This window comes from uncultured Tessaracoccus sp. (assembly GCF_947255005.1).
Lineage (GTDB): Bacteria > Actinomycetota > Actinomycetes > Propionibacteriales > Propionibacteriaceae > Arachnia.
Genome location: NZ_CAMYFI010000012.1, coordinates 1 through 20,854, shown reverse-complemented (window position 1 = coordinate 20,854; position 20,854 = coordinate 1). Strand labels below are relative to the sequence as shown.

Here is a 20,854-nt window from a genome sequence, read left to right as displayed (position 1 = left end):
GCATGGCGAAGGAACTCGAAGTCCAACGGAAGCGCTACTCCAAACGCACCAGCATGGCGACGCGGCAGGCAGCGCAGATGCTGCTTCTCAGACCCGCGCTGCAACGCCTACTGAGAATCCGCGTGCACGGGCGCGCGAACATTGCCAACCTTGAGGCGCCCTTCGTGGTGTTCGGCAACCACAGTTCCCACTTCGACGCGCCGCTCATTCTGACGTCGCTGCCCAGCAAGCTCAGCTCGCACGTCGCCGTCGGCGCCGCGGGGGATCACTTCTACGACAAGTGGTGGAAATCCGCCCCTATGAGCCTGTTCATGAACGGCTACCCCATTGACCGCGGCAAGGGCGGCAAGGGCTCCAAGAAAGGGCAGCGCGGCATGTCCGCGGCGCTGCTCTCCGACGGTGTCCCGCTGCTGATTTTCCCCGAAGGCACGCGTTCGCGCACCGGCGCGATGGGCCGCTTCCACCACGGCACTGCGGCGCTGTGCATCTCGAATGGCTGCCCGGCTGTGCCCATCGCGCTGGTCGGCGCGTACGAGGCTTGGCCAGCCCAGCAGCGCCAGATGCCCCGCGGTAGGCCGGAGGTGCACGTCGTGATTGGGCGGCCGATGTTCCCGCAGCGTGGCGAGATCGCGCACTCGTTCAGCGAGCGCATGCGCAGGCAGCTCATCGAGCTCCATGACAACACCGCCATGGCCTACGGGCGCAAAACCCTCGTCGAATATGCACGTAACGCCGCGCTCGAGGAGGCGGCGAAATCCGAAGTTGATCGACTGGCCCGCCAGGCCAAGCAACAGGCAACCCGTCAGGAGGACGAATGATTGACGACGTCAAGCAGCAAAAGTGGTGGGGTTGGGGTGAAGAGCACCTCGGCTACTCCGACGAGGGGCGGCCCAAGTTCCGGTCGTTTGTGAAGAAGATGGTGGGTCTCGACATCTACGACGCCACCCCGGCGAAGCCTGACTTCTCCAGCCTCGACGTGCCCGCGCCGCTCATCGACGACGCGCTGCGGGAGAAACTGCGGAACATCGTCGGCGAGAAGTACCTCCACGACGACGACGAGACCCGCGTCGTGCACTGCTACGGCAAGGGCGTACGCGACTTGATGCGCATCCGTCGCGGCGACTTGGGACGCATTCCCGACGTCGTGCTCTACCCCGCCGACGAGGACGAGATCCTCCAGATCATGGACACCGTCGTCGACGCGGACGCCGTGCTCATTCCGTTCGGCGGCGGCTCGAACATCGTCGGTGCGCTCGAGGCGCAGCCCGACGAGCGCCGCGCCGTCGTGAGCGTCAACATGGGGCGCTTGAACAAGGTGCTGGAGATCGACGAGGAGTCCGGCCTCGCGCGCATCCAGGCAGGCGTGTTTGGCCCCGACATGGAAGAACAGCTGGGCGCGCGAGGATGGACGATGGGCCACCAGCCCGACTCGTTCGTGTGGTCCACCCTTGGCGGCTGGATCGCGACGCGATCCACCGGCATGCAGTCCGACAAGTACGGCGACATCGCCGACATCACGCGCGGCCTGCGCATGGTGATGCCAGGCGAGGTGCTGGAACTGCGCCCGCTGCCGTCGACATCATCGGGCCCGAGCGTGCGCGAGATGGTGCTGGGCTCCGAGGGGCGCCTGGGCATCATCACCGAGGCGTGGATGCAGGTGCACCGCCTCCCCGAGGCACGCGAGATTCAGGCCTACTTCTTCCCCGACTACTACGCCGGGCTCAAGGCCTGCCAGGAGATTGTGGAATCCGACGCCGACGTGATGATGGCCCGCGTCTCCGACGCGATCGAGACGCAGTACATCATGGCCAACGGCAAGGAATCTGGCTCCAAGATCTCCAAGTGGTCGAACCAGGCCGTGCAGAAGTTCATGGAGATGAAGAAGTGGGATCTGGAGCAGATCGCCATGTGCCTCATCGGCTTTGAGGGCTCCCCCAACCACGTGCGCTACGAGAAGGGTCTCGTCGGCAAGATCGTGCGCAAGCACGGCGGCTTCGGCGTCGGCTCCGGCCCGGGCAGCATGTACGACCAGAAGAAGTACGACACCCCCTACATCCGCGACTACATGCTCGACCGCGGCCTGATCTGCGACGTGTCCGAGACCACCACGCCGTGGAGCAAGGCCGTCGAGATTTACGACGAAACCCGCAAGGCGTTCTTTAAGGCGCTGGAGTCGACTGGGCGTCAGGGCACCGTGTTCTGCCACTTGTCGCACTCGTACCACGCGGGTGCGTGTCAGTATTTCACGTTCGTCATCAATGACAACACGGAGACGGCCGAGCACAGCTACGACGTGTGCAAGCAGGCGGTGCAGCAGGCATTCATGGATCACCACGGCACGGTGTCGCATCACCACGGCGTGGGCGAGGAGCACAGCCCGTGGATGGAGCAGGACATCTCGCCGGCCGGCGTGCACGTGCAGCGGGTGTTGTTCGAGGGCATCGACCCGGGCAAGAACCTGAACCCCGGCAAGATCGTCCACGACGGCGAGCCCGGCGTCTCGACGAACACCAAGGCCTGAGGGCGATACCGCCTCAAAAGTGACCGTTATCCTCCACAAGAAGCTGATGATCCCCCGTACGGGGCGATACTCGACCGGGCGTGGAGGATAACGGTCACTTTTGCGTTGCAGCGGCCGGTCTCGGAAGAACCGGGCGCGACGACACACGCGGGCGTTGGCTCGGAGCAGGAGGCGTCCATAGACTAGGGCAATGCTTTCCGTGCTCTCGCCCGCCAAGACGCTCGACTTCGATTCGAAATCCTGCACGAAGAAGCACTCCGAACCGCGCATGCTTCGTGAAACGTCCGGCCTCGTCGAGGTACTGCGGGCGAAGTCAGCCGACGATCTCCAGGCGCTCATGGGCGTCTCGGAAGACATTGCGACGCTCAACGTCGAGCGCTTCCGCGCCTACGAGGCAGAGCACACCCGCTCCAACGCGAAGCCCGCCGTGCTCGCATTCGACGGGGACGTCTACCGCGGGCTGGAGGCCGGCAGCTTCGACGCGCGCGACTTCACCGAGTCGCAGAAAACACTGCGCATCCTCTCGGGCCTCTACGGCATCCTCCGCCCGCTCGACCTCATCCAGCCCTACCGCCTCGAGATGGGCACGAAGCTCTCCACCATGCGCGGCGACGACCTGTACGAGTGGTGGGGCACCCGCATCACCGACGCCTTGCGCCGCGATCTCGACGCCTCACCGGGCGCGAATGTGCTGGTCAACCTGGCGTCGAACGAGTACTTCAAAGCAATCCAGCCCGAGCGCCTCGGGGGGCGGGTGATCAGCCCCCGCTTCGAGGATCGCGCCCCCGACGGCACGCCCCGCGTCGTCTCGTTCCACGCCAAGCGGGCGCGCGGAGCGATGGCGGGCTGGTTGGTGCGCAACAGAGTGCGCACGGCGAGCGCCATCACCCAGTTCGACGGGCTCGGATACCGCTACGACGAAGAACGGTCGACCAAAGACCAACCGGTGTTCATCCGGTAGCTCTGGTCGACCGCTTCGGATCGAGCGGTGGCTCCCGGTCTACGAAGACATTGCGGACAGGCCCGCCAACGTGACGATGAATATGACGATCATGACGGCAATGGAGACGATGGAGATGATCGACAGGATCTTGCTGATGAGGTAACCCGTCTTGAGGTTGCCGTCCCAGCGATACGGAGCGCCCGCCTCAATTTCCTTTTTGGCCTTGCCACCCATGTACCAGCCGATGTACGCGGTGATGCCGGTGACGAAGCCAAGGATGCCGAGAATGAGCACCGTCTGCGCCTGCGGGTGTTCCCCCTGCTGCCCGTACGAGGCGTACTGCTGCATACCGCTTGGCTGCTGGTAGCTGCCGTGGCCGCCCTGCTGCGACTGGCCGTACGGGTTAGAACCGTAGTTCTGCTGGCCGTAGTCTCCCTGTGGGTTCTGACCGTACTGGGACATACGTTTCCTTTCTCAGCTTGCCTTCATGACGTGTGACGAGGGCAATCAATATCGAACCAAGTCAAAAGTACCAATACCTCGGGGGCAAGCGCATATCGAGGCGTGCGCATCCCGACGATCTCCCCGCCAGGCGGGCATCAAGCGAGGCGGCGATTCATTGGGTACTCCGGAGCCGTTGTGCCCCCTCGGCACCATATTCTGTGGACATGAGATTGAGCGGCATTGGGGTCAGCCCGGGGTTGGCGCAGGGCCGTGTCGTCGTCGTGCACCACGACGCGGTCGAGCTGCCGGCGACGGAGCCCGTCGAGGCGGATCCGGACGAGGTACAGCGGCTAATCGTGGCGACACTGGAAGAGGTTGCGCGCGGCATGGAGCAGCGCGCGGAGTCCGTCGCGGAACCCGATTCGGCCGACGTGCTGCGCGCCACCGCCATGATTGCGCGCGATCCGGCAATTAGCGACGAGGTGGGCCGCCAATTACGGGCCGGCAAAGGCAGACTCCGCGCGCTGGCGGGCGCCATCGATCACTTCGCGCAGATGCTCAGCAGCCTGGGCGGCTACATGTCGGAACGGGTGGCCGATCTGCGCGACGTGCACCGTCGCGCGCACGCCCGCCTACTCGGGCACCCCGAGCCGGGCCTGCCCGAACTCACTGAGCCGGCGGTGATCGTCGCGACGGAACTCGCCCCGGCAGACACCGTCGACCTCGACTCCGAGATGGTGCTGGCGGTGGTAACAGAGCAGGGCGGGCCGACATCGCACACGGCGATTTTGGCGTCGCAGCTCGGCATCCCCGCCGTCGTGCAGTGTTCTGGCATTCTCGATCAGGATGCCACGTTCTTGGCGGTGGACGGCACCGTCGGGCAGGTGGCCGTCAATCCCAGTCACGACGACACCGACGAGTGGGCGCGCAAGGGCGAGCGTCGCGCTGCGCTGGAGCAACAGGATGGGGGGCCTGGCCACACAAAAGACGGTAGGCCGGTAGCGCTGTTGGCGAATCTGGGAACGGTTGCCGACGCGATGGCTGCCGGCCGCTCCGACGTCGAGGGCACGGGGTTGTTCCGCAGCGAATTCCTGTACTTGGGGCGGCAGACCGCCCCGAGCGTGGAGGAGCAAACCGACACCTATCGACGTATCTTCCAGGTGCTCCAGGGGCGCAAGGTCGTCATCCGTACGCTCGATTCTGGCGCTGACAAGCCACTTCCCTTTGTCCCCACCAGCATCGACGAGAACCCCGCGCTGGGGATGCGGGGAATGCGGCTCTATGGGGTCATGCCCCGTATCATCGCCGATCAGCTCACCGCGATCGCGCGGGCCGCACGGATGACGTGCACCGACGTGTGGGTGATGGCGCCGATGGTCTCCACCGCTTCCGAGGCAGCCTGGTTCTACGAGCTCGCGCACAGCGTGGGCATCTCGCATGTTGGGGCGATGATCGAGGTTCCCAGTGCCGCGCTGCAGGCGAGCCACGTGCTGGAGGCTTGCGACTTCGCCTCGTTGGGCACGAACGATCTGGCGCAGTATCTCTTCGCCGCCGACCGCCTGAACGGTGGGCTCGCCGACCTTCTCGACGCCTGGCAACCCGCCTTGTGGCAACTCACGAAGCTCGCCGCCGACGCGGGGGCAGCGGCGGGCAAACCCATCGGCATGTGTGGCGAGGCGTGCGGAGACCCGCTGTTGGCGCTGCTGGCCGTGGGAGCCGGGGTGCAGTCGCTGTCGATGGCGTTGCCTCGGGTGCCGCTGGTTCGTGCCTCGCTGGCGCGGCACACCGTCGCTGACTGCGAGGAGATGCTGGAAGCCGTGCTCGCGGCCAATTCACCGACTGCGGCGCGCCGCGCGGTGCAGGCCCTCGTCCACCCTGATCTGAAGCAGGTGCTCTAGATCCAGCTGCTCACGCTTCAGCGTCGGGGACCGGTCGACGGGGGCCATCCACCCCGTTGCCGAGCGCAGTGCGTATGGCCCCGGAGGGCCGCTGCACTTTGGCCGCGGCATGGCCGACTGCGGATTCCAATATTCCAGTAATTTTCAACTAAATCACCTAGCCAGGTGGCAAAACCCACGAAGAAAAGGATCGCTGGAACCCATGGCCAATGAATCGGTGCGTATTGCCTCCCCCCGCGTTGAAAGGTGATCTCCCTTCAAGCTATTGTGTCATTCGCCACGCAGTTGAAGGTACGTAAGTTCCCCCCCCCATCACTACCTGGAAACGCGTGGCCGAGGCCGGACGCTCACCCCCCCTGCGTCCGGCCTCCTCTTATCTTTCGACCCCGCAGTTTCTGTTTCACACCCCGCAGCGCGACTGAGCGCACTCCAGTTGCCGATTCTGGGGTTTGTGGGCCGGTTTTGGGCATCTGGTGTGCGCTCAGTCGCACAAGAGCGAAGTACGCTAGGTACACTCTGGGGCCATGACGGAACTCATTCGCAGTGAGATCATCGACGACGTCGGCCACCTCACGCTGTGTCGCCCGCGCACCATCAACGCGCTCAATCTCGAGATGCTCGAAGCCGTCTACGAGACCCTCCAAAGCTGGCTGCACAAGAAGACGATCACCGCCATCGAATTGCGCGGCGAGGGCGAGCGCGGCTTCTGCGCGGGCGCCGACGTTCGCGAACTGCGCCAGACAATCCTCGACGGCGGCCCCTGGCTGCAGTTCCTCGAGCTCGAGTACGCCGTCGATATGCTGCTCGCCACCTCCCCCGCGCCGGTCACCGCTCAGATGCACGGCATCACCATGGGCGGCGGCCTCGGCCTTGCCGGGCATGCGGCGAGACGCATCGTGGGGCAATCCTCCACGCTGGCCACGCCCGAAACGAAGATCGGGTTCTTCCCCGACTGCGCCATCATGTACCAGCTCTCGCGCGCGGGCTCCGTCGGCACGCACCTCGCGCTCACCAGCCGCACCTTCACCGGCGGCGACGCGCTGCGTCTCAACATCGCCAATGAGTCCCGCGACGGCGAACTCCCCGCTCCGCTGTTCTCGCCCGAAGCGCAGTGGATTGAGGAGTGCTACCAAGGTGACGACGCCGTCGAGATCGTGCGCCGCCTCGAGGAGCACGAGCACCCGGATGCGAACGCGGCCGCTGCCGACATCCGCGCACACAGCCCATTCTCGGTGCTCGTCGCGCTGCGCGCCCTGCGCGGAGCCGCCAATCTGCGGCTGTCTGAGGTGTTCGGCCAAGATCTGCGCCTGGCAGAGCGCATGCTCCCCATCGACTTCGCCGAAGGCGTGCGCGCGCTGCTCGTCGACAAAGACAACCGCCCGCAGTGGCGTTGGCAGCGCCTGGAAGACGTGCCAGATTCCGCCGTCGACGAAGTGTTCGCGTACTGACGTGACGAGGGCGGCTACCGGAGTTCGCAGCCGCGGTGACCGCCCTGAAGGTCACGTGACGCCAGCCATCCCGGAGCGCCGGCTACCTTAGAGTCCAGCTCTGAAAGGGAGACGGCATGCTCACTTGGTTGTGGATCGTCGGCATCACCGCGGAGGGCATGACCGGCGCACTCGCGGCGGGCAAGGCCCGCATGGATCTGTTCGGCGTGATCATGGTCGGCTTCGTGACGGCGCTCGGTGGTGGCACCATCCGCGACGTGCTGCTCAACAACTACCCCCTCATCTGGATCCGGGAGCCGCTCTACCTGCTTCTGGTCGTCGGCGCTTCGGCGGTGGCGATGTCGATCTCCCACCTCATGAAGTACTTTCGACAGTGGTTCCTGCTGCTCGACGCCCTCGGGCTGGTCGTCTTCTCCATCCTCGGCGCGCAAGCTGCGCTCGACATGGACCTCGGCGTCGTCATCGCGGTCATGGCCGCGGTGCTCACCGGCGTCTCCGGCGGCATCATGCGCGACCTGCTCTGCGACCGGATCCCCCTCGTTTTCCAGCAGGAGCTTTACGGCTCGATCTCGGCCGTCTGCGGACTCGGCTACGTCGGGCTCTTGACCGCTGGAGCATCAACGAACTGGGCCGTCGGTATCACGCTAGCCGTCGGATTCGTACTGCGCGTCCTTGCGATCCGCTTCCGGATCAACCTGCCCATATTCCACTACGACGAAAGCTACTTCGACAACCGTCGCGCCATCCGACGAGCCCTGCGCAATCTCCGCGACCGCGCCACCGGTCGCCCGCCCGAGGAGCCCACTTCGCCAACCACGCCGTCGGAGCATTGACGGCCACGGCATTGGCTGAGCGCCAAGCCGGAAGCGATGATGACCAGGACAACCTGTGGTGGTTCTCCCTGCGCCTACCTACTTCTTCGGCGGGCGCCGCATTCCGAGGGCGATGTTGACCAACGCGATGCCCGTCCACACGACGACGAGCGCGAGGAGGCCGGCATCCAAGGCGATGGCCGTGAGCGGAACAGCCATGATGAGTGACAGCACTGCGACGGCGACGCGTCCTCCCCTGCTCGACTGCTCAGCCGTCTCACTGCGCCGACGCTCGGCAACCTCGGCGTCGAACCGCCTGCGCACCGTCGCCTCAACTTTGTGCGCCATGGCGTCAATCAGGGCGGGTTCGATGTCGGCGCCGCGTTCCTTGCGGACCTCCAGCGCCGCCTCGATATCGTCGCGGCCAATTTCGCTCATAGCAATACAGCCTACCCACGGTGGGGAGCACTCGAAACGTGGAACCGGTTGGCAAGCGTCTAGGATAGTGGGGCTAGCACGTTTTGCCGCAAGGAGATCCATGTCCGACATTCGCGACATCATCATCATCGGATCCGGCCCGGCCGGGTACACCGCAGCGATCTACGCCGCCCGCGCCAACCTCCAACCGCTGGTGTTTGAAGGCGCGCTGGATTCCGGCGGCGCACTCATGAACACCACCGAGGTGGAGAACTTCCCCGGCTTCCCCGAGGGCATCCAGGGCCCCGACCTCATGATGCAGATGCGCGCCCAGGCCGAGCGCTTCGGCGCCGAGATCATCACCGACGACGCTGAGGCAGTCGAGCTCACCGGCGACGTTAAAGTGGTGAAGGATTCCGACGGCACCGAGTATCGCGCGCGTGCGGTGATCCTCGCAATGGGCTCTGGCTACCGTCGCCTCGGACTCCCCGACGAGGACCGCCTCTCTGGGCGTGGCGTGAGCTGGTGCGCTACCTGCGATGGCGCCTTCTTCCGCGACAAGCCCATCGCCGTGATCGGCGGCGGCGACTCCGCGATGGAGGAAGCCACGTTCCTGTCGCGCTTCGGGTCGAAGGTTACGGTGGTGCACCGCCGCGACGAACTGCGCGCATCCCACATCATGGCCGAGCGCGCCATGAACGATCCGAAGATTGAGTTTGCCTGGAACTCGCAGGTCACCGGCATCAAGGGTGAGAACTCCGTGGAGGCGCTCATCCTCACCGATACGGTGACGGGCGAGACTCGCGAGCTCGAGGTGGGCGGCGTGTTCATCGCCATCGGGCATGACCCGCGCTCCGCGCTTGTGCAGGGCCAGGTGAAGCTTGACGCGGAGGGCTACGTGCTCGTCGACGGCGACACCTCCATCACCAACGTTCCTGGCGTGTTCGCGTGTGGCGACCTCGTCGACCACCGCTATCGCCAGGCCATCACCGCTGCGGGTAGCGGCTGTAAGGCCGCGCTCGACGCCGAAAAATTCCTCGCCTCATTGAGCAACTGACTCGACTGATTGGAGACACGCATGGCTATCGCTGCTGTTACAGAACGCACATTCGCCGACGAGGTGCTCAACCACGAGGGGCTCGTCGTCGTCGACTACTGGGCCGACTGGTGCGCACCCTGCAAGCAGATTGCTCCCATCCTCGAGGAGCTCGACGGGGAATACGCCGACGTGAAATTCGTCAAGGTCGACACGAACGCGGAGCCCGGCCTCGCTGCCCTGCAGGGCGTGATGAGTCTTCCCACGCTCCAGTTCTTCCAGCGAGGCAGCGTCGAGAAGTCGCTCACGGGCGGCAAGACGAAGAAGGCGCTCAAGAAGGTCATCGAAGAACTGCGCTGACGTGGCTGACGAGAAGAACGTAGTGACCAACGCGCAAGCCGTCGAGGGCGAGCATCCGGAGCGCAACGCCAAGCAGTCGAAGCCTCCGATTCCGACCCTGTTCACCATCGCCGCCGTGCTGGTGGCGGTGGCGCTCATCGGCGGCGCCTACCTGCTCGGCCGCAGCATCGGCACACCCACCGCGCCGAAACCCAGCGCCACACCTTCAGCAACGCTGACGCTGCCCCAGCAGCTCGAGGGGTACACGCTCTCGACCACCGGAGCTCCGTCGATGGCGCCGGGCACATCACAGCAGATTCTGCGCGGTGACTACACCGACGGCTCGAACCAACTCATCGTCGTGTTAACCAGGCCCGTCGATGATCTCGAGAAGTTCATGACCGACGCCGGCGTCACCGACTTGCAGGGGGTCGAGCCAGGTACCTCCACGTCGCCGGACGCAACCGGCGGCTCGGGGGCGACGGAGATGTGCGGGCGCTCGACGGACACCACGTTCGCCGCCTGCGGGCGCATGGTGAGCGCTGACGGGTTGCCGACGACGGGGCAACTCGTCGTCGCCACCACCGAATTGCAGCCCGAGACGCTGCGGGCGTTGCTCGCGCAGATTCCTCGCTGACCAGTGTGTGGGACAGCTCGGCATTCCCACCCAGCCGCGTCGTGCACGGCGTAGACTGCACGAGGTGAGCACCCCCAGGCATGACACCCGGCTGGACCGGTTCGTCGATCACTACGCTCAGCGCACGCAAGGCATGCGGGTGTCCGCCGTGCGGGCGCTGTTCGCCGTCGCGAATCGCCCCGAGATCGTTTCGCTCGCCGGTGGCATGCCGAATATCAAGGATCTGGGCCTCGACGCCATCGCCGACAACGTCGCTCGCCTGATCCGCGAGCGTGGCGCGCAAGTGATGCAGTACGGGTCTGGCCAAGGCGAGCCCGAGATTCGCGAGCGCATCTGCGAGGTCATGGCGCTCGAGTCCATTAAGGCGCATCCCGACGACGTTGTCGTCACGGCGGGCTCTCAGCAGGGCCTCGACCTCGTGACGCGCGTGTTCTGCGATCCTGGCGACGTGATTCTCGCCGAGTCACCGAGCTACGTTGGCGCCCTCGGCACCTTCCATTCCTACCAGGCAGAGGTAGTGCATGTGCCTTCCGATGGCGACGGCATTGACCCTGCCGCGCTGCGGGAGACGATCCACCGCGTGCGCAGCGCGAAGAAGAACGTGAAATTTCTCTACACCATCCCAAACTTCAACAACCCTTCGGGGTTGCTGCAGCCGGTTGAGCGTCGTAGGGAGGTTCTCGACGTGTGCAACGACTTGCAGGTGATGGTCGTCGAAGATAACCCGTATGGCCTACTCACGCTGGAATCACAGCCGCTGCCGGCGATGCGTTCCATGCAGTCCGAGGTGATCTATCTCGGTTCGTTTTCGAAGATCTTCGCCCCCGGATTTCGGGTGGGCTGGGTGCTCGCCCCGCACGCCGTGCGCGAGAAGCTCACCCTGGCGCAGGAGTCAGCGACGCTCTGCCCGCCGGTGTTCTCGCAGTTCGCCATCGCCGACTACCTCGAGCACTATCCCTGGCAGCAGCAGATCGTCTCGTACCGCGACATGTACCGCGGTCGCCGCGACGCGATGCTGGAAGAGCTCGCCCGGCTGATGCCCGAGCAGGTGACCTGGACGCAGCCCAAGGGTGGTTTCTTTGTGTGGCTCACCCTCCCGATGGGTATCGACGCGCAGGCCATGCTGCCCCGTGGCGTCAATGCGCGCGTCGCGTACGTGCCAGGCGCCGCGTTCTACGTCGACGGCCAGGGTTCCAACAACATCAGGTTGTCGTACTGCTTCCCTACGGCGCAGCGCATCCGTGAGGGGGTTCGTCGGCTCGCGAAGGTGATCCGCAGCGAGCTAGAGATGCAGCAGGTGTTCGGCACAACCATCACACAGCTTCACCGATTCGATGGCCCCGGGCCCGCGCCGGATCTCAGCTGACAAGGAGTGTTGCTATGGACGTGATCGTTATTGCCGGGGGGCTCTCCCACGAGCGCGACATCTCTTTGCGTTCGGGGCGAAGGGTCAGCGCCCAGCTGCACGCTGCCGGGCACGACGTGTTGCAAGCCGATGTCGACGCCCACCTGCTTGCCCTGTTCGACGAGCACCCCGACGCCGTCGTGGTGCCGATGTTGCACGGCGGTTTGGGTGAGGATGGGGCGCTGCGTGAGGTGTTCGAGACGCTCGGGGTGCCTTTCGTCGGATCGAACGGGCGGGCCGCTCGTCGAACATTCAATAAATCCATCGCCACCCCGATCGTAGCCGCTGCCGGCGTCGCGACGCCCAACCAGGTGGCGCTTCCACAAGACGTGTTCAAAGAGCTCGGCGCCGATCGCATCATGGATGCGTTGGCCGCGCGGTTGGGTTTCCCCCTTGTGGTGAAGCCATCGGAGTCCGGCTCCGCACTGGGGGTCGCGATGGTGCACTCGTCAGAGGAGCTTCCCACTGCGCTCGTCAGCGCCTTCGCTTACGGAAACAACGTAGTCATTGAGGAATTCGTTGAGGGTACCGAGGTGGCCGTCACCATCGTCGATGAGGGCGCTGGCCCTGTCGCATTGCCCATAGTCGAGGTGCATCCGGCCTCGGGGATGTACAACTACGAGGCCAGGTACACCGCAGGGCAGACCCGCTTCGTGACTCCACCAACATTTCCCGACGAGGTGGCCGCCCGGGTGGCAGACGCAGCCGTCGCGGCACACCAGGCTCTGGGGCTCGAGCAGCTGTCGCGCATGGACATGATCGTGCGCCCGGAAGGCGAACCCGTCTTCATCGAAGGCAATGTGGCCCCGGGTATGACGGAGACCTCGCTTGCCCCCCTCGCGTTCGAGGCCGCGGGGCGTTCCATTGGCGACGTGTTCTGCGTGCTCCTGGAGCGAGCCAGATGAGCCTGCGCGGGAAACAGGCTACGGCCATCGCGGTGAGTGTGGTGGTGGCCATCGTGATGCTCGTGCTCGGGCTGTGGCAGATGCACCGCTTCGAGTTGTCCGTCGAACAGATCGCCGCTGAGCGGGCGGCCCAGCAACCCGTTGAGCTGGCACCGGCTGTACACGCAGACGGTTCTGTAGACGACGTCTACGGGCGGACGGTCACCGCGTCTGGTACTTACGTGCCCGATGTGGAAGAGGTGGTGGGCTCGACGAAGGCGCGCGTGGTCACTGCGTTACGGCTCGACGACGGCCGAATCTTGGCGGTGGTGCGCGGCGGCGTGAGCCAGGGTGAGCAGCCCGCACCCCCTCCGAGCGGCCCACAGCGCATTCGGGGGGTGTTTCTTGCCAGCGACAGCGCGGCCGATCGGCCGAATGGCACCGTCCGGTTGCAGGCTTTGGCGCAGACTTGGCCTGGTCCGCTGATTTCGGGCTACGTTACGCTCGAGGACGAGGCCTCCGCTCAGCAGGGGCTCCTCCCTGCCCAGGTGCAGCTGCCAGATCAGAAGGGCACGGCGATGCACAAGGGCTACGCACTGCAGTGGTGGGTGTTTGCCGTCGCCTCCATCGCCTTTGGCGTCTTCCTCGCGCGGCAGTTTGCGCAGCAGGAGCGCCAGGCGAAAGCCCGCAAACAGAAGCGCGCGTAGGGGCGTCGCCCTTCGAATCGGTAGCTGTTACTGCTGGGGGGCAGCGCCTGCCTCGATCTCTGCGATGCGTGCTTGCACGTAGCGCGTCGCCTTGCGCTCGGCGACGAAGCTCAGGAACGGTACGGTGCCGGCCAATGCAATGCCGAGCAGCCATTTCCATGACCATTTGATCTTCATGCCCAGGTTGACGACGCTGATGAGCAAGATGGCGTACAGCCAGCCATGGGTCACACCGACGTACTGGACGAGTCGTCCGTCGTGGGCGAGGTACTTGATGGGCATCGCGATGAGGGTAAGCACGACGAGCAGCACGCCCACCACCCAGGCGAGTACCTGATAGGCGCGTAGGCTGGTGCGGATCGCGGGCAGGTCTTCGACGTCCACCTCGCGGAGATCGTCGGCGTCCACCTCAACGTCCTCGAAATCATCCATTTGTCGACATACCTCTATATTCTTTTAAGGGTTTACTGGCTTATCGTTAGATAGTTTTACCGTTAATGATCGCCATGATGCGCTCGAGGTCCTCCCCCGTCGCAAACTCAATGGTGATCTTGCCCTTGTTGCGGCCGATGTTCACTTTGACCCGGGTGTCAAAATGATCGCTCAGCGAGGCTGAGAGGCTGCGTTCTTTCTCCGACGGCAGACGCGGGCCGCGCTCCACCAACCGTCGCTCGCTGGTGTGTTTGTCGAGCACGACGAGCTCCTCTGTCGCCCGCACCGAAAGGCCCTCCGCGATGATGCGCGTAGCAAGCGCCTCCATTGCGGCTGGGTTGTCGAGCCCCAACAGGGCCTTCGCGTGGCCGGCCGTGAGCACCCCCGCGGCCACCTTCGTCTGCACCGACGTGGGCAGCCCGAGCAGGCGCAGTGTGTTCGAGATCTGTGGGCGCGAGCGATGGATTCTCGTCGACAGCTCTTCCTTCGTGCACCCGAACTCCTCGAGTAACTGCTCGTAGGCGAGCGCCTCCTCGATGGGGTTCAAATCCGCGCGGTGCACGTTCTCGATGAGCGCATCGCGCAGCATCGAATCGTCGTCTGTGTTGCGGATGACCGCTGGAATGGTCTGTAGTCCAGCCCTCTCACTGGCGCGTAGGCGGCGCTCCCCCATGATGAGCTCGTACGAACCCGCCTTCAGCGGGCGCACCACCACGGGCTGCAGCACACCGAATGCTCGAATCGACTCGGCGAGCTCGTCCAATTCGTCTTCGTCGAAGTCCCGTCGCGGCTGCTTCGGGTTCGGCTGGATCTTGCCGAGCGCAATCTCTTTGAACGCTACGCGGTCGTCGTTGGCCGTGTTCGTCATGAGCGCGTCTAGGCCCTTGCCTAGGCGCGACGGTTTCGTCGTCGCCACGTCTTACTCCTTCAACTCCACTTGGTTCGCAATGAGCTGCGCCGCCTCATGATATGCGACGGCTCCTTCTGATCGCGGGTGATAGGTGAGCACCGTCTGCCCGAAACTGGGTGCCTCCGCGATGCGCACGGACCGCGGGATCTCCACTTCGAGCAATTCGTCGGGAAAGTGTGCCCGCACCTCTGCCGCGACGTCTCTCGACAGATTCGTGCGTCGGTCGTACATCGTGAGCAAAATGTTCGAGAGTCGAAGGTCGTCGTTCATTGAGCCCTTCACCCGGTTGATCGTGTTCATCAAAGCGGTGACGCCCTCGAGTGCGTAGTACTCGGTCTGTATGGGCACTATGATTTCTCTAGCTGCGACTAACGCGTTCAGTGTGAGCAGGCCCAGCGAGGGGGGACAGTCGATAAAGATATAGTCGGCCCCGCTCTCCTCGAGATAGTCCCGGATGGCTGTACTCATTCGCGATTCCCGTCCTGCAGCGGTAGCGAGCTCCATCTCTGCGGCGGCGAGGTCGATCGTCGCGGGAAGTACGTGGAGGTTGGGGGAGTGGGGGGTCTGCTGAGCGTGTGCGATGATGGGATCGCCTTCAATCAGCACTTCGTAGGTGCCCAGGGTTCCTTGTGGGTGCTCGATGCCGAGCGCCGTGGAGGCGTTACCCTGCGGATCGTTGTCGATCACCAGCACGTTGAGTCCACCCATGGCCAGAGCCATCGCAATGTTCACCGTCGTGGTCGTTTTCCCGACGCCGCCCTTTTGGTTTGCCACGACGATCACCCGCGGCGTCTGCGGTTTTGGCAGCTTACTCGGAATGATCTCATCGGGATGCAGCTCGTCCCCGTATTCCGACTCCGGCTCTATGCCGTACTCGTCGAGCTCATCATCGAGCTTGGCACGCCGAGGCTGGGCTACGCCGTCTTCCGTTCCACGTGGAACGTCTTCGCTGCTCTGGGGGGAATCGCTAGACGGAGCGTCCGCCGTCGCCTTACGTTTGCGGAAAAATATCGCCACAGTGCTCCAATCGCTCGTGCGATGCGATTCTACCCGCTCCGCCCGACGATGACATGTCGAGAGCGTTCCACGTGGAACGCAGCACTTCAATCAGGAAGTGCGACGAACACGTACGGCCCTGGTGCCCTCGAGGCCACCGGGGAGTGTGAGCTCAAGCACCTCTGCCGAGCACTGACGCTTGGCGAGAATCTTGTTGGCTTTGTGAACCTCTTGCTCGGCAGACTGGCCCTTCAGGGCAACGAGCTGACCGTCGGGAAGGAACAGGTCGGTGGTCCAACCGAGCAGTTTGCTCAAAGGTGCCACTGCTCGGCAGGTCACCACGTCGAAGAGGGCGGAACGTCTAGCCCCGGATACCAGATCTTCTGCACGGGCCCGTTGCACGGTTACGCGGTCGCCAATGTCGAGGCGGTCCACCGCGAGCTCAAGGAACTCCGCGCGTCGCAGAAGTGGCTCAACCAGGGTGACCCGAAGATCAGGGCGGACGAGGGCCACCGGAATGCCAGGCAAGCCAGCTCCGCTGCCAATGTCGGCTACCTGAACACCTTCAGCAATCACATCCACGAGCGCGATGGAGTTGGCGATATGCCTGGTCCACACGCGTTCACCTTCCCGCGGGCCAAGCAATCCCCAGGTGATCCCCTCATGCAACAGTATATCGACATATCGTTTTAGCTGCTTAGCGCTTTGTGAGTATAAAGATGAAAGCGCGGCCATTGCCGCGCTTTCATCCAACGATCCGTGACCGGGCTTCGTCATGCCTTCTGCACCACGACTCGACGGTTCGGAGGCTCACCCTCGGATTCGCTCATGAGGCCGGCACCGGCAACCTCGTCGTGCACGATCTTTCGTTCGTAGGCATTCAGCGGCATCATGCGTACCGGATCGCCAGTGGCTTGAACCTCGGCGATCGCATCGCGCGCCATGGCGACGAGTTCAGCTCGCCGACGCTCACGGTAACCGGCCACGTCCACCATCAACCGGGAGCGGTGACCCGTCTCCGTCATCACGACGAGGCGACAGAGCTCCTGGAGAGCGTCGAGCACCTTGCCGTCCTTGCCCACCAGCAAGTCGGAGTCGGTGTCGATGGCCACGAAGGCTCTTCCTTCTGCAACTAAGTTCTCGATGTCCCCATCGAGGTCGGCGATGTCGAGCAGTTCCTCAAGGTAATCCGCGACGAGGTCGCCTTCAGCCAGGAGGCTGGATTCGCTGTCACTCATGAGCGTCCTTTCACTTCTTCTTGCGCTTGGCGCGCGATTGCTGGCGAGGCTGGCGCCTCGTCACCACGCGTTTGCCGTCTGCGTCCACGCGAACGGTAGAGCGGCTCACCTGTTGCCGCTGCACCCTGGGGGTGGTGGGGGTTGTGGTCTCGTCGACATCGTCGGAACTTGTCACGTCCTGCCCGCGCACCTTGCGAGTGGTGGACGCGTTCGTTACGCCCCTGCGCTTGCGCCGAGCCTTCTCGCGGCGTTCCCGCATGATCTGAGCCGGGTCTTGGCCCTTTGCGCGCATGCGCTCTTCCCAGTCGATGTATGCAGGGGTGTTGGGGGCTGGATTGTTGCGGATAAGGATGCCCTGCTGCGCCATCGTCCACACATTCGAGGCAAACCAATACAGCAACACGCCGATGGGGATCACCACCGAGGACGTGGCGTAGAGGATCGGAAACAGATACAGCATGACCTTTTGCTGCTGGGCCATCGGCCCCGTGAGTGCTTCCGGCGGCATGTTCTTGCGCATTAGCTGCAGCTGCGTGATGAACAGCGCTCCCACCATCAAAATCACCAAGATGATGCCGAGGATCTGCGTCATGCCGAAGGGGGTCAGCGGGAAGATTCGGGAGGCGAGCTCTGCTCCGAACAGTTTCGCGCTCTGCAGCGATTCGACCAGCTCCGGGCGATCCTTCAGCCACTGGCCGCGCACGGGCCCGTCGGATGCTCCCTGCAGCACACGGAACAGCGCCAAAAAGATGGGCATCTGAATGAGCAGGGGGAAGCACGACGCCATGGGGTTGACGCCTTCCTCCTTGTACAGCTTCATGGTCTCTTGGCCTAGACGCTCGCGGTCGCTGCCGTACTTCTTCTGCAGCTCCTGCATCTTGGGCTGAAGCAGCTGCATGTTGCGCGAACTGTTGATCTGCTTCACGAACAGCGGAATCATCGCGGTACGCACAATGACGGTGAGCGAGACGATCGCCAGTGCCCACGCGGCACCCTGCGGCAGGTTCAGCCACACACCCCAGACCCAGTGAAACATCACCAACAGCCCGGAGACCGCCCAGTAGAGCGGCTGCATCATCGTCGACATCAAGCCCATGAAAGCGTCGCCGATGCCCAGGGGGACAACAAACTCCATCAGATATTCACCTCAAGTGTGTTCTGCGAGGTCATCTCTGCCTCCCAGGTGTCGTATTCCTTGGTGCCAGGAACATAGTCCACGCCGCCCATCGACCACGGATGGCAGCGCACCAACCGCCACGCGATCAACCCACAACCGCGCACCGCCCCGTGCACCTCCAGCGCCCTGAGACCGTACGCGGAGCACGTCGGATGAAACTTGCACACGTCCCCGTACAGCGGCGAGATCCAGCGTCGCCAACCCTTGACGAACCAGATGAGCGGATACTTCAGCATCGGCACGCCTTCTTGAACGCTCTGCGCCAGGCGGAGGCGACATCGTCGCGTAATTCAGGCCCGGCGTTCACAATCGAAGGCAGGGCCCTGACGACCACGTCGGTGTGCAGGGGGGTGGGCAGGTCGGCGACGATGTGCCGCAGCCGACGCTTCACGCGGTTCCGGGTGACGGCGTTGCCTACCTTCTTAGACACAACAAAACCCACCCGGGTCACATCGGGTGGATTCGTGTGGGGTGGTCGGCCTACGTGCACGACGACCGACGCTCCTGCCGCTCTCACGCCGTCACGAAAGCAGGCGGTGAAGTCTGCGGGAGCCTTCAGACGACGCGCGACGGGCAGCACGGAGCAGGATCAGGCCGACAGCTTGGAGCGGCCCTTGCGACGACGGGCGGCCAGAATTTGGCGGCCGGCCCGAGTGCGCATGCGGCTGCGGAAACCGTGGGTGCGGCTGCGGCGACGATTGCTCGGCTGGAAGGTACGCTTGCTCATGCGAGAATTCTCCGTAACGATCTGGTGATCACGAGCCCGAAGGCTTGAGGACGTGGGCTGTCCGAGACAGCGGCTATGTAACGATACGCGTACGAGAGGCGTTTCTCCAAACCCGAATTCTTCCAAGATGAATTACATTGATGTAGTCCAGTCAACACGCCGTCAAATTCGCTCAAAGAGGTTGCGCAACCTGAGTGAGGGTACTAGGTTCAGGTGTCACCCGCGCCTGTGGGAAACTCTGTGGAAATGTGGACAATGAGCATGCGCTCGCGAGTGTGACAAGGGGTCTTTGTGACTGACGCTGTTGACCTCGATGTCATGTGGGAGAGCATCATTCAATCGGCCGACGCACCTACTCGCGCATGGCTGCGTCGCACCAAACCCATCGCCATGCACGGCTCGACGATGATGCTGGCCGTGAGCGACGAACCCACCCGCGAGCGCATTGAGTCTCGCCTGCGCGTCGCCCTCGAAGAGCAACTGTCCGATCACTTCGACACCCCGACGCACCTCGCGGTGATGATTGATCCGGATCAGGTGCCCGAGCAGCGCACTGTCGAGGCGGAAGTCGACGAGGAGATAACCTCGGAGCTTCCGGAACCCATCTTGGCGAAGCCTCGTCCCCAGTCCGATGTTCGCCTCAATCCCCGCTACACCTTCGAGAGTTTCGTCGCGGGCTCGTCGAACCGTTTCGCGCACGCCGCGGCGGCCGCCGTCGCGGAAACCCCCGGCAAGGCGTACAACCCGCTGCTCATCTACGGCGCCTCCGGGCTGGGCAAAACGCACCTCCTGCACGCCATCGGGCATTACGTCACGAGCTACTACGACAATCTGCGCGTGAAGTACGTCTCCACCGAAGAGCTCACCAACGACTTCATCAACGCCATCTCGAGCAACCGAACTGCGGAGTTTAGGAGCACGTATCGCGACATCGACGTGTTGCTCGTCGACGATATTCAGTTCCTGGCGCAGAAGATTCAGACGCAGGAAGAGTTCTTCCACACCTTCAACACGCTGCACAATGCGCAAAAGCAGATCGTGATGACCTCCGACCGCCCGCCGAAGTTGCTGGAGGCGCTGGAGCCACGTCTGCGTTCGCGCTTCGAATGGGGATTGATGACCGATATTCAACCGCCGGACCTCGAAACCCGCATCGCTATCTTGCGCAAAAAGGTTGCTTCGCAGCGCCTGACCGCGGGTACGCAGGTGCTGGAACTCATCGCGGCTCGAATCACGACGAACATCCGCGAGCTCGAGGGTGCCCTTACCCGCATCGCGGCGCTCGCGTCGCTGGATCAGCAGGAGATCACGACGGAGCTCGCCACCGAAGTGCTGGATAGCCTCATGCCGGAGGGCGAAGTGCAGGTGGATGCGCAAACGATCATGGAAGCCACCAGTGAGTACTTCAACATTTCGATGGATGACCTCACCGGGACGAGCCGCGTCGCAGGCATCGCCATGCCTCGCCACATCGCCATCTATCTATGCCGAGAGCTCACCGAGCTGTCCTTGCCGAAGATCGGCGCCAAGTTTGGCGGCCGCGACCATTCGACGGTGCTCAACTCCGTGCGCCGCGTCACCGATCGCATCAGTGAGGATCGATCGCTGTTCACCCAGGTGACTGAGCTCACCAACAAGATCAAACAGCGCTGAGCCTTCCTGCTCGTGCTTTACCGCGGTGCGCCGCGGCGCTGTCGCATGCCCACACAGGGTTGTGGATAAGTGCTGTTGTTTCGATGTGGATGCTCCTGTGGAAAACTATTCGAGGACGGCTCTCCACAAATCCTCAGCGTGTAATTCGACAGGTTCGTCGAACTTTTCCACACCGAGGATTCGGATGGCGACAAGGATCGACGCAAGTTATCCACAGTCTCCACAACACC

23 protein-coding genes and 1 pseudogene are annotated in these 20,854 nt (G+C 63.7%); 13 read left to right on the top strand and 11 right to left on the bottom strand.

Going from position 1 to position 20,854, the window contains the following annotated elements; all coding sequences use genetic code 11:
• The first annotated feature begins 2 nt into the window (after window positions 1-2).
• From Q0X61_RS04330 to yaaA, 3 genes are all read left to right on the top strand, one after another.
• Window positions 3-818, top strand: coding sequence for a lysophospholipid acyltransferase family protein (locus Q0X61_RS04330; RefSeq protein WP_297740709.1), 816 nt, complete (start codon window positions 3-5; stop codon window positions 816-818).
• Complete coding sequence (locus Q0X61_RS04325) at window positions 815-2,521, top strand: FAD-binding oxidoreductase (RefSeq protein ID WP_297740707.1); 1,707 nt, start codon at window positions 815-817, stop codon at window positions 2,519-2,521. The genes Q0X61_RS04330 and Q0X61_RS04325 overlap by 4 nt, the downstream gene beginning before the upstream one ends.
• 190 nt (window positions 2,522-2,711) lie before the next feature.
• Window positions 2,712-3,482, top strand: a complete 771-nt coding sequence (gene yaaA / locus Q0X61_RS04320) for a peroxide stress protein YaaA (RefSeq protein WP_297740705.1) — start codon at window positions 2,712-2,714, stop codon at window positions 3,480-3,482.
• Window positions 3,483-3,521: 39 nt separating this feature from the next.
• On the opposite strand, the gene Q0X61_RS04315 is transcribed toward yaaA, so the two are convergent.
• The gene (locus Q0X61_RS04315) at window positions 3,522-3,926 is read right to left on the bottom strand and encodes a hypothetical protein (protein ID WP_297740703.1); all 405 of its coding nucleotides are present in this window, start codon (window positions 3,924-3,926) and stop codon (window positions 3,522-3,524) included.
• A gap of 206 nt (window positions 3,927-4,132) precedes the next feature.
• Here Q0X61_RS04315 and ptsP point away from each other — a divergent pair, with 206 nt between their 5' ends.
• From ptsP to Q0X61_RS04300, 3 genes are all read left to right on the top strand, one after another.
• Window positions 4,133-5,806, top strand: a complete 1,674-nt coding sequence (gene ptsP, locus Q0X61_RS04310; protein WP_297740701.1) for a phosphoenolpyruvate--protein phosphotransferase — start codon at window positions 4,133-4,135, stop codon at window positions 5,804-5,806.
• Window positions 5,807-6,330: 524 nt separating this feature from the next.
• Window positions 6,331-7,254 carry an enoyl-CoA hydratase/isomerase family protein gene (locus Q0X61_RS04305; RefSeq protein ID WP_297740699.1) on the top strand — a complete coding sequence of 308 codons (924 nt, stop codon included), beginning with the start codon at window positions 6,331-6,333 and terminating at the stop codon, window positions 7,252-7,254.
• A gap of 116 nt (window positions 7,255-7,370) precedes the next feature.
• The gene (locus tag Q0X61_RS04300; protein WP_297740697.1) at window positions 7,371-8,087 is read left to right on the top strand and encodes a trimeric intracellular cation channel family protein; all 717 of its coding nucleotides are present in this window, start codon (window positions 7,371-7,373) and stop codon (window positions 8,085-8,087) included.
• Between the two features lie 78 nt (window positions 8,088-8,165).
• On the opposite strand, the gene Q0X61_RS04295 is transcribed toward Q0X61_RS04300, so the two are convergent.
• Complete coding sequence (locus Q0X61_RS04295) at window positions 8,166-8,504, bottom strand: hypothetical protein (protein WP_297740694.1); 339 nt, start codon at window positions 8,502-8,504, stop codon at window positions 8,166-8,168.
• Between the two features lie 100 nt (window positions 8,505-8,604).
• On the opposite strand from Q0X61_RS04295, the gene trxB reads away from it, so the two are divergent.
• The 6 genes from trxB to Q0X61_RS04265 are packed head-to-tail and all read left to right on the top strand — an operon-like array spanning window position 8,605 to window position 13,491.
• Complete coding sequence (gene trxB / locus Q0X61_RS04290) at window positions 8,605-9,540, top strand: thioredoxin-disulfide reductase (protein ID WP_297740692.1); 936 nt, start codon at window positions 8,605-8,607, stop codon at window positions 9,538-9,540.
• Between the two features lie 21 nt (window positions 9,541-9,561).
• Window positions 9,562-9,879: a thioredoxin gene (gene trxA, locus Q0X61_RS04285; protein ID WP_297740690.1), complete on the top strand. Its 318-nt coding sequence runs from the start codon at window positions 9,562-9,564 to the stop codon at window positions 9,877-9,879.
• 1 nt (window position 9,880) lies between these two features.
• Window positions 9,881-10,495, top strand: a complete 615-nt coding sequence (locus tag Q0X61_RS04280; protein WP_297740688.1) for a hypothetical protein — start codon at window positions 9,881-9,883, stop codon at window positions 10,493-10,495.
• Between the two features lie 22 nt (window positions 10,496-10,517).
• Window positions 10,518-11,861 carry a PLP-dependent aminotransferase family protein gene (locus tag Q0X61_RS04275; protein WP_297740792.1) on the top strand — a complete coding sequence of 448 codons (1,344 nt, stop codon included), beginning with the start codon at window positions 10,518-10,520 and terminating at the stop codon, window positions 11,859-11,861.
• A gap of 14 nt (window positions 11,862-11,875) precedes the next feature.
• Complete coding sequence (locus tag Q0X61_RS04270; RefSeq protein WP_297740686.1) at window positions 11,876-12,805, top strand: D-alanine--D-alanine ligase; 930 nt, start codon at window positions 11,876-11,878, stop codon at window positions 12,803-12,805.
• Window positions 12,802-13,491 (top strand): SURF1 family protein, encoded by a 690-nt coding sequence (locus Q0X61_RS04265; protein WP_297740684.1) that lies wholly within the window; start codon window positions 12,802-12,804, stop codon window positions 13,489-13,491. Before Q0X61_RS04270 ends, Q0X61_RS04265 begins: the two co-directional genes overlap by 4 nt.
• A 27-nt stretch (window positions 13,492-13,518) precedes the next feature.
• Here Q0X61_RS04265 and Q0X61_RS04260 read toward each other — a convergent pair whose 3' ends face one another.
• From Q0X61_RS04260 to rpmH, 9 genes and pseudogenes are all read right to left on the bottom strand, one after another.
• On the bottom strand, window positions 13,519-13,923 hold the full coding sequence (locus Q0X61_RS04260; RefSeq protein WP_297740681.1) for a DUF3817 domain-containing protein: 405 nt from the start codon (window positions 13,921-13,923) through the stop codon (window positions 13,519-13,521).
• A 46-nt stretch (window positions 13,924-13,969) separates the two neighbouring features.
• A complete protein-coding gene (locus tag Q0X61_RS04255) occupies window positions 13,970-14,839 on the bottom strand; it encodes a ParB/RepB/Spo0J family partition protein (protein ID WP_297740679.1) in 870 nt (289 codons plus the stop codon).
• Window positions 14,840-14,842: 3 nt separating this feature from the next.
• Window positions 14,843-15,700 (bottom strand): ParA family protein, encoded by an 858-nt coding sequence (locus Q0X61_RS04250; protein ID WP_297740790.1) that lies wholly within the window; start codon window positions 15,698-15,700, stop codon window positions 14,843-14,845.
• Between the two features lie 240 nt (window positions 15,701-15,940).
• On the bottom strand, window positions 15,941-16,564 hold the full coding sequence (gene rsmG / locus Q0X61_RS04245; protein WP_297740677.1) for a 16S rRNA (guanine(527)-N(7))-methyltransferase RsmG: 624 nt from the start codon (window positions 16,562-16,564) through the stop codon (window positions 15,941-15,943).
• A 38-nt stretch (window positions 16,565-16,602) separates the two neighbouring features.
• Window positions 16,603-17,067 (bottom strand): R3H domain-containing nucleic acid-binding protein, encoded by a 465-nt coding sequence (locus Q0X61_RS04240; protein ID WP_297740675.1) that lies wholly within the window; start codon window positions 17,065-17,067, stop codon window positions 16,603-16,605.
• Between the two features lie 10 nt (window positions 17,068-17,077).
• Entirely contained in the window at window positions 17,078-18,205 is a 1,128-nt protein-coding gene (gene yidC / locus Q0X61_RS04235; protein ID WP_297740788.1) for a membrane protein insertase YidC, read from the bottom strand.
• Between the two features lie 53 nt (window positions 18,206-18,258).
• Window positions 18,259-18,480: pseudogene (gene yidD, locus Q0X61_RS04230) on the bottom strand (membrane protein insertion efficiency factor YidD); the annotation flags it as partial.
• A complete protein-coding gene (rnpA, locus tag Q0X61_RS04225) occupies window positions 18,474-18,824 on the bottom strand; it encodes a ribonuclease P protein component (RefSeq protein ID WP_297740673.1) in 351 nt (116 codons plus the stop codon). The gene rnpA and the pseudogene yidD, both read right to left, overlap by 7 nt.
• 9 nt (window positions 18,825-18,833) lie before the next feature.
• Entirely contained in the window at window positions 18,834-18,971 is a 138-nt protein-coding gene (gene rpmH, locus Q0X61_RS04220; RefSeq protein ID WP_297740671.1) for a 50S ribosomal protein L34, read from the bottom strand.
• A 318-nt stretch (window positions 18,972-19,289) separates the two neighbouring features.
• Between rpmH and dnaA the strand changes: the two genes are divergently transcribed.
• Window positions 19,290-20,624: a chromosomal replication initiator protein DnaA gene (dnaA, locus tag Q0X61_RS04215; protein WP_297740786.1), complete on the top strand. Its 1,335-nt coding sequence runs from the start codon at window positions 19,290-19,292 to the stop codon at window positions 20,622-20,624.
• Window positions 20,625-20,854: the final 230 nt, after the last annotated feature.

Bases quoted from the DNA above. Each gene is read 5' to 3' on its own strand.
- Q0X61_RS04330 (WP_297740709.1), top strand. From the start codon at position 3: ATGGCGAAGGAACTCGAAGTCCAACGGAAGCGCTACTCCAAACGCACC.
- Q0X61_RS04325 (WP_297740707.1), top strand. From the start codon at position 815: ATGATTGACGACGTCAAGCAGCAAAAGTGGTGGGGTTGGGGTGAAGAG.
- yaaA (WP_297740705.1), top strand. From the start codon at position 2,712: ATGCTTTCCGTGCTCTCGCCCGCCAAGACGCTCGACTTCGATTCGAAA.
- Q0X61_RS04315 (WP_297740703.1), bottom strand. From the start codon at position 3,926: ATGTCCCAGTACGGTCAGAACCCACAGGGAGACTACGGCCAGCAGAAC.
- ptsP (WP_297740701.1), top strand. From the start codon at position 4,133: ATGAGATTGAGCGGCATTGGGGTCAGCCCGGGGTTGGCGCAGGGCCGT.
- Q0X61_RS04305 (WP_297740699.1), top strand. From the start codon at position 6,331: ATGACGGAACTCATTCGCAGTGAGATCATCGACGACGTCGGCCACCTC.
- Q0X61_RS04300 (WP_297740697.1), top strand. From the start codon at position 7,371: ATGCTCACTTGGTTGTGGATCGTCGGCATCACCGCGGAGGGCATGACC.
- Q0X61_RS04295 (WP_297740694.1), bottom strand. From the start codon at position 8,504: ATGAGCGAAATTGGCCGCGACGATATCGAGGCGGCGCTGGAGGTCCGC.
- trxB (WP_297740692.1), top strand. From the start codon at position 8,605: ATGTCCGACATTCGCGACATCATCATCATCGGATCCGGCCCGGCCGGG.
- trxA (WP_297740690.1), top strand. From the start codon at position 9,562: ATGGCTATCGCTGCTGTTACAGAACGCACATTCGCCGACGAGGTGCTC.
- Q0X61_RS04270 (WP_297740686.1), top strand. From the start codon at position 11,876: ATGGACGTGATCGTTATTGCCGGGGGGCTCTCCCACGAGCGCGACATC.
- Q0X61_RS04265 (WP_297740684.1), top strand. From the start codon at position 12,802: ATGAGCCTGCGCGGGAAACAGGCTACGGCCATCGCGGTGAGTGTGGTG.
- Q0X61_RS04260 (WP_297740681.1), bottom strand. From the start codon at position 13,923: ATGGATGATTTCGAGGACGTTGAGGTGGACGCCGACGATCTCCGCGAG.
- rsmG (WP_297740677.1), bottom strand. From the start codon at position 16,564: ATGGCCGCGCTTTCATCTTTATACTCACAAAGCGCTAAGCAGCTAAAA.
- Q0X61_RS04240 (WP_297740675.1), bottom strand. From the start codon at position 17,067: ATGAGTGACAGCGAATCCAGCCTCCTGGCTGAAGGCGACCTCGTCGCG.
- rpmH (WP_297740671.1), bottom strand. From the start codon at position 18,971: ATGAGCAAGCGTACCTTCCAGCCGAGCAATCGTCGCCGCAGCCGCACC.
- dnaA (WP_297740786.1), top strand. From the start codon at position 19,290: ATGTGGGAGAGCATCATTCAATCGGCCGACGCACCTACTCGCGCATGG.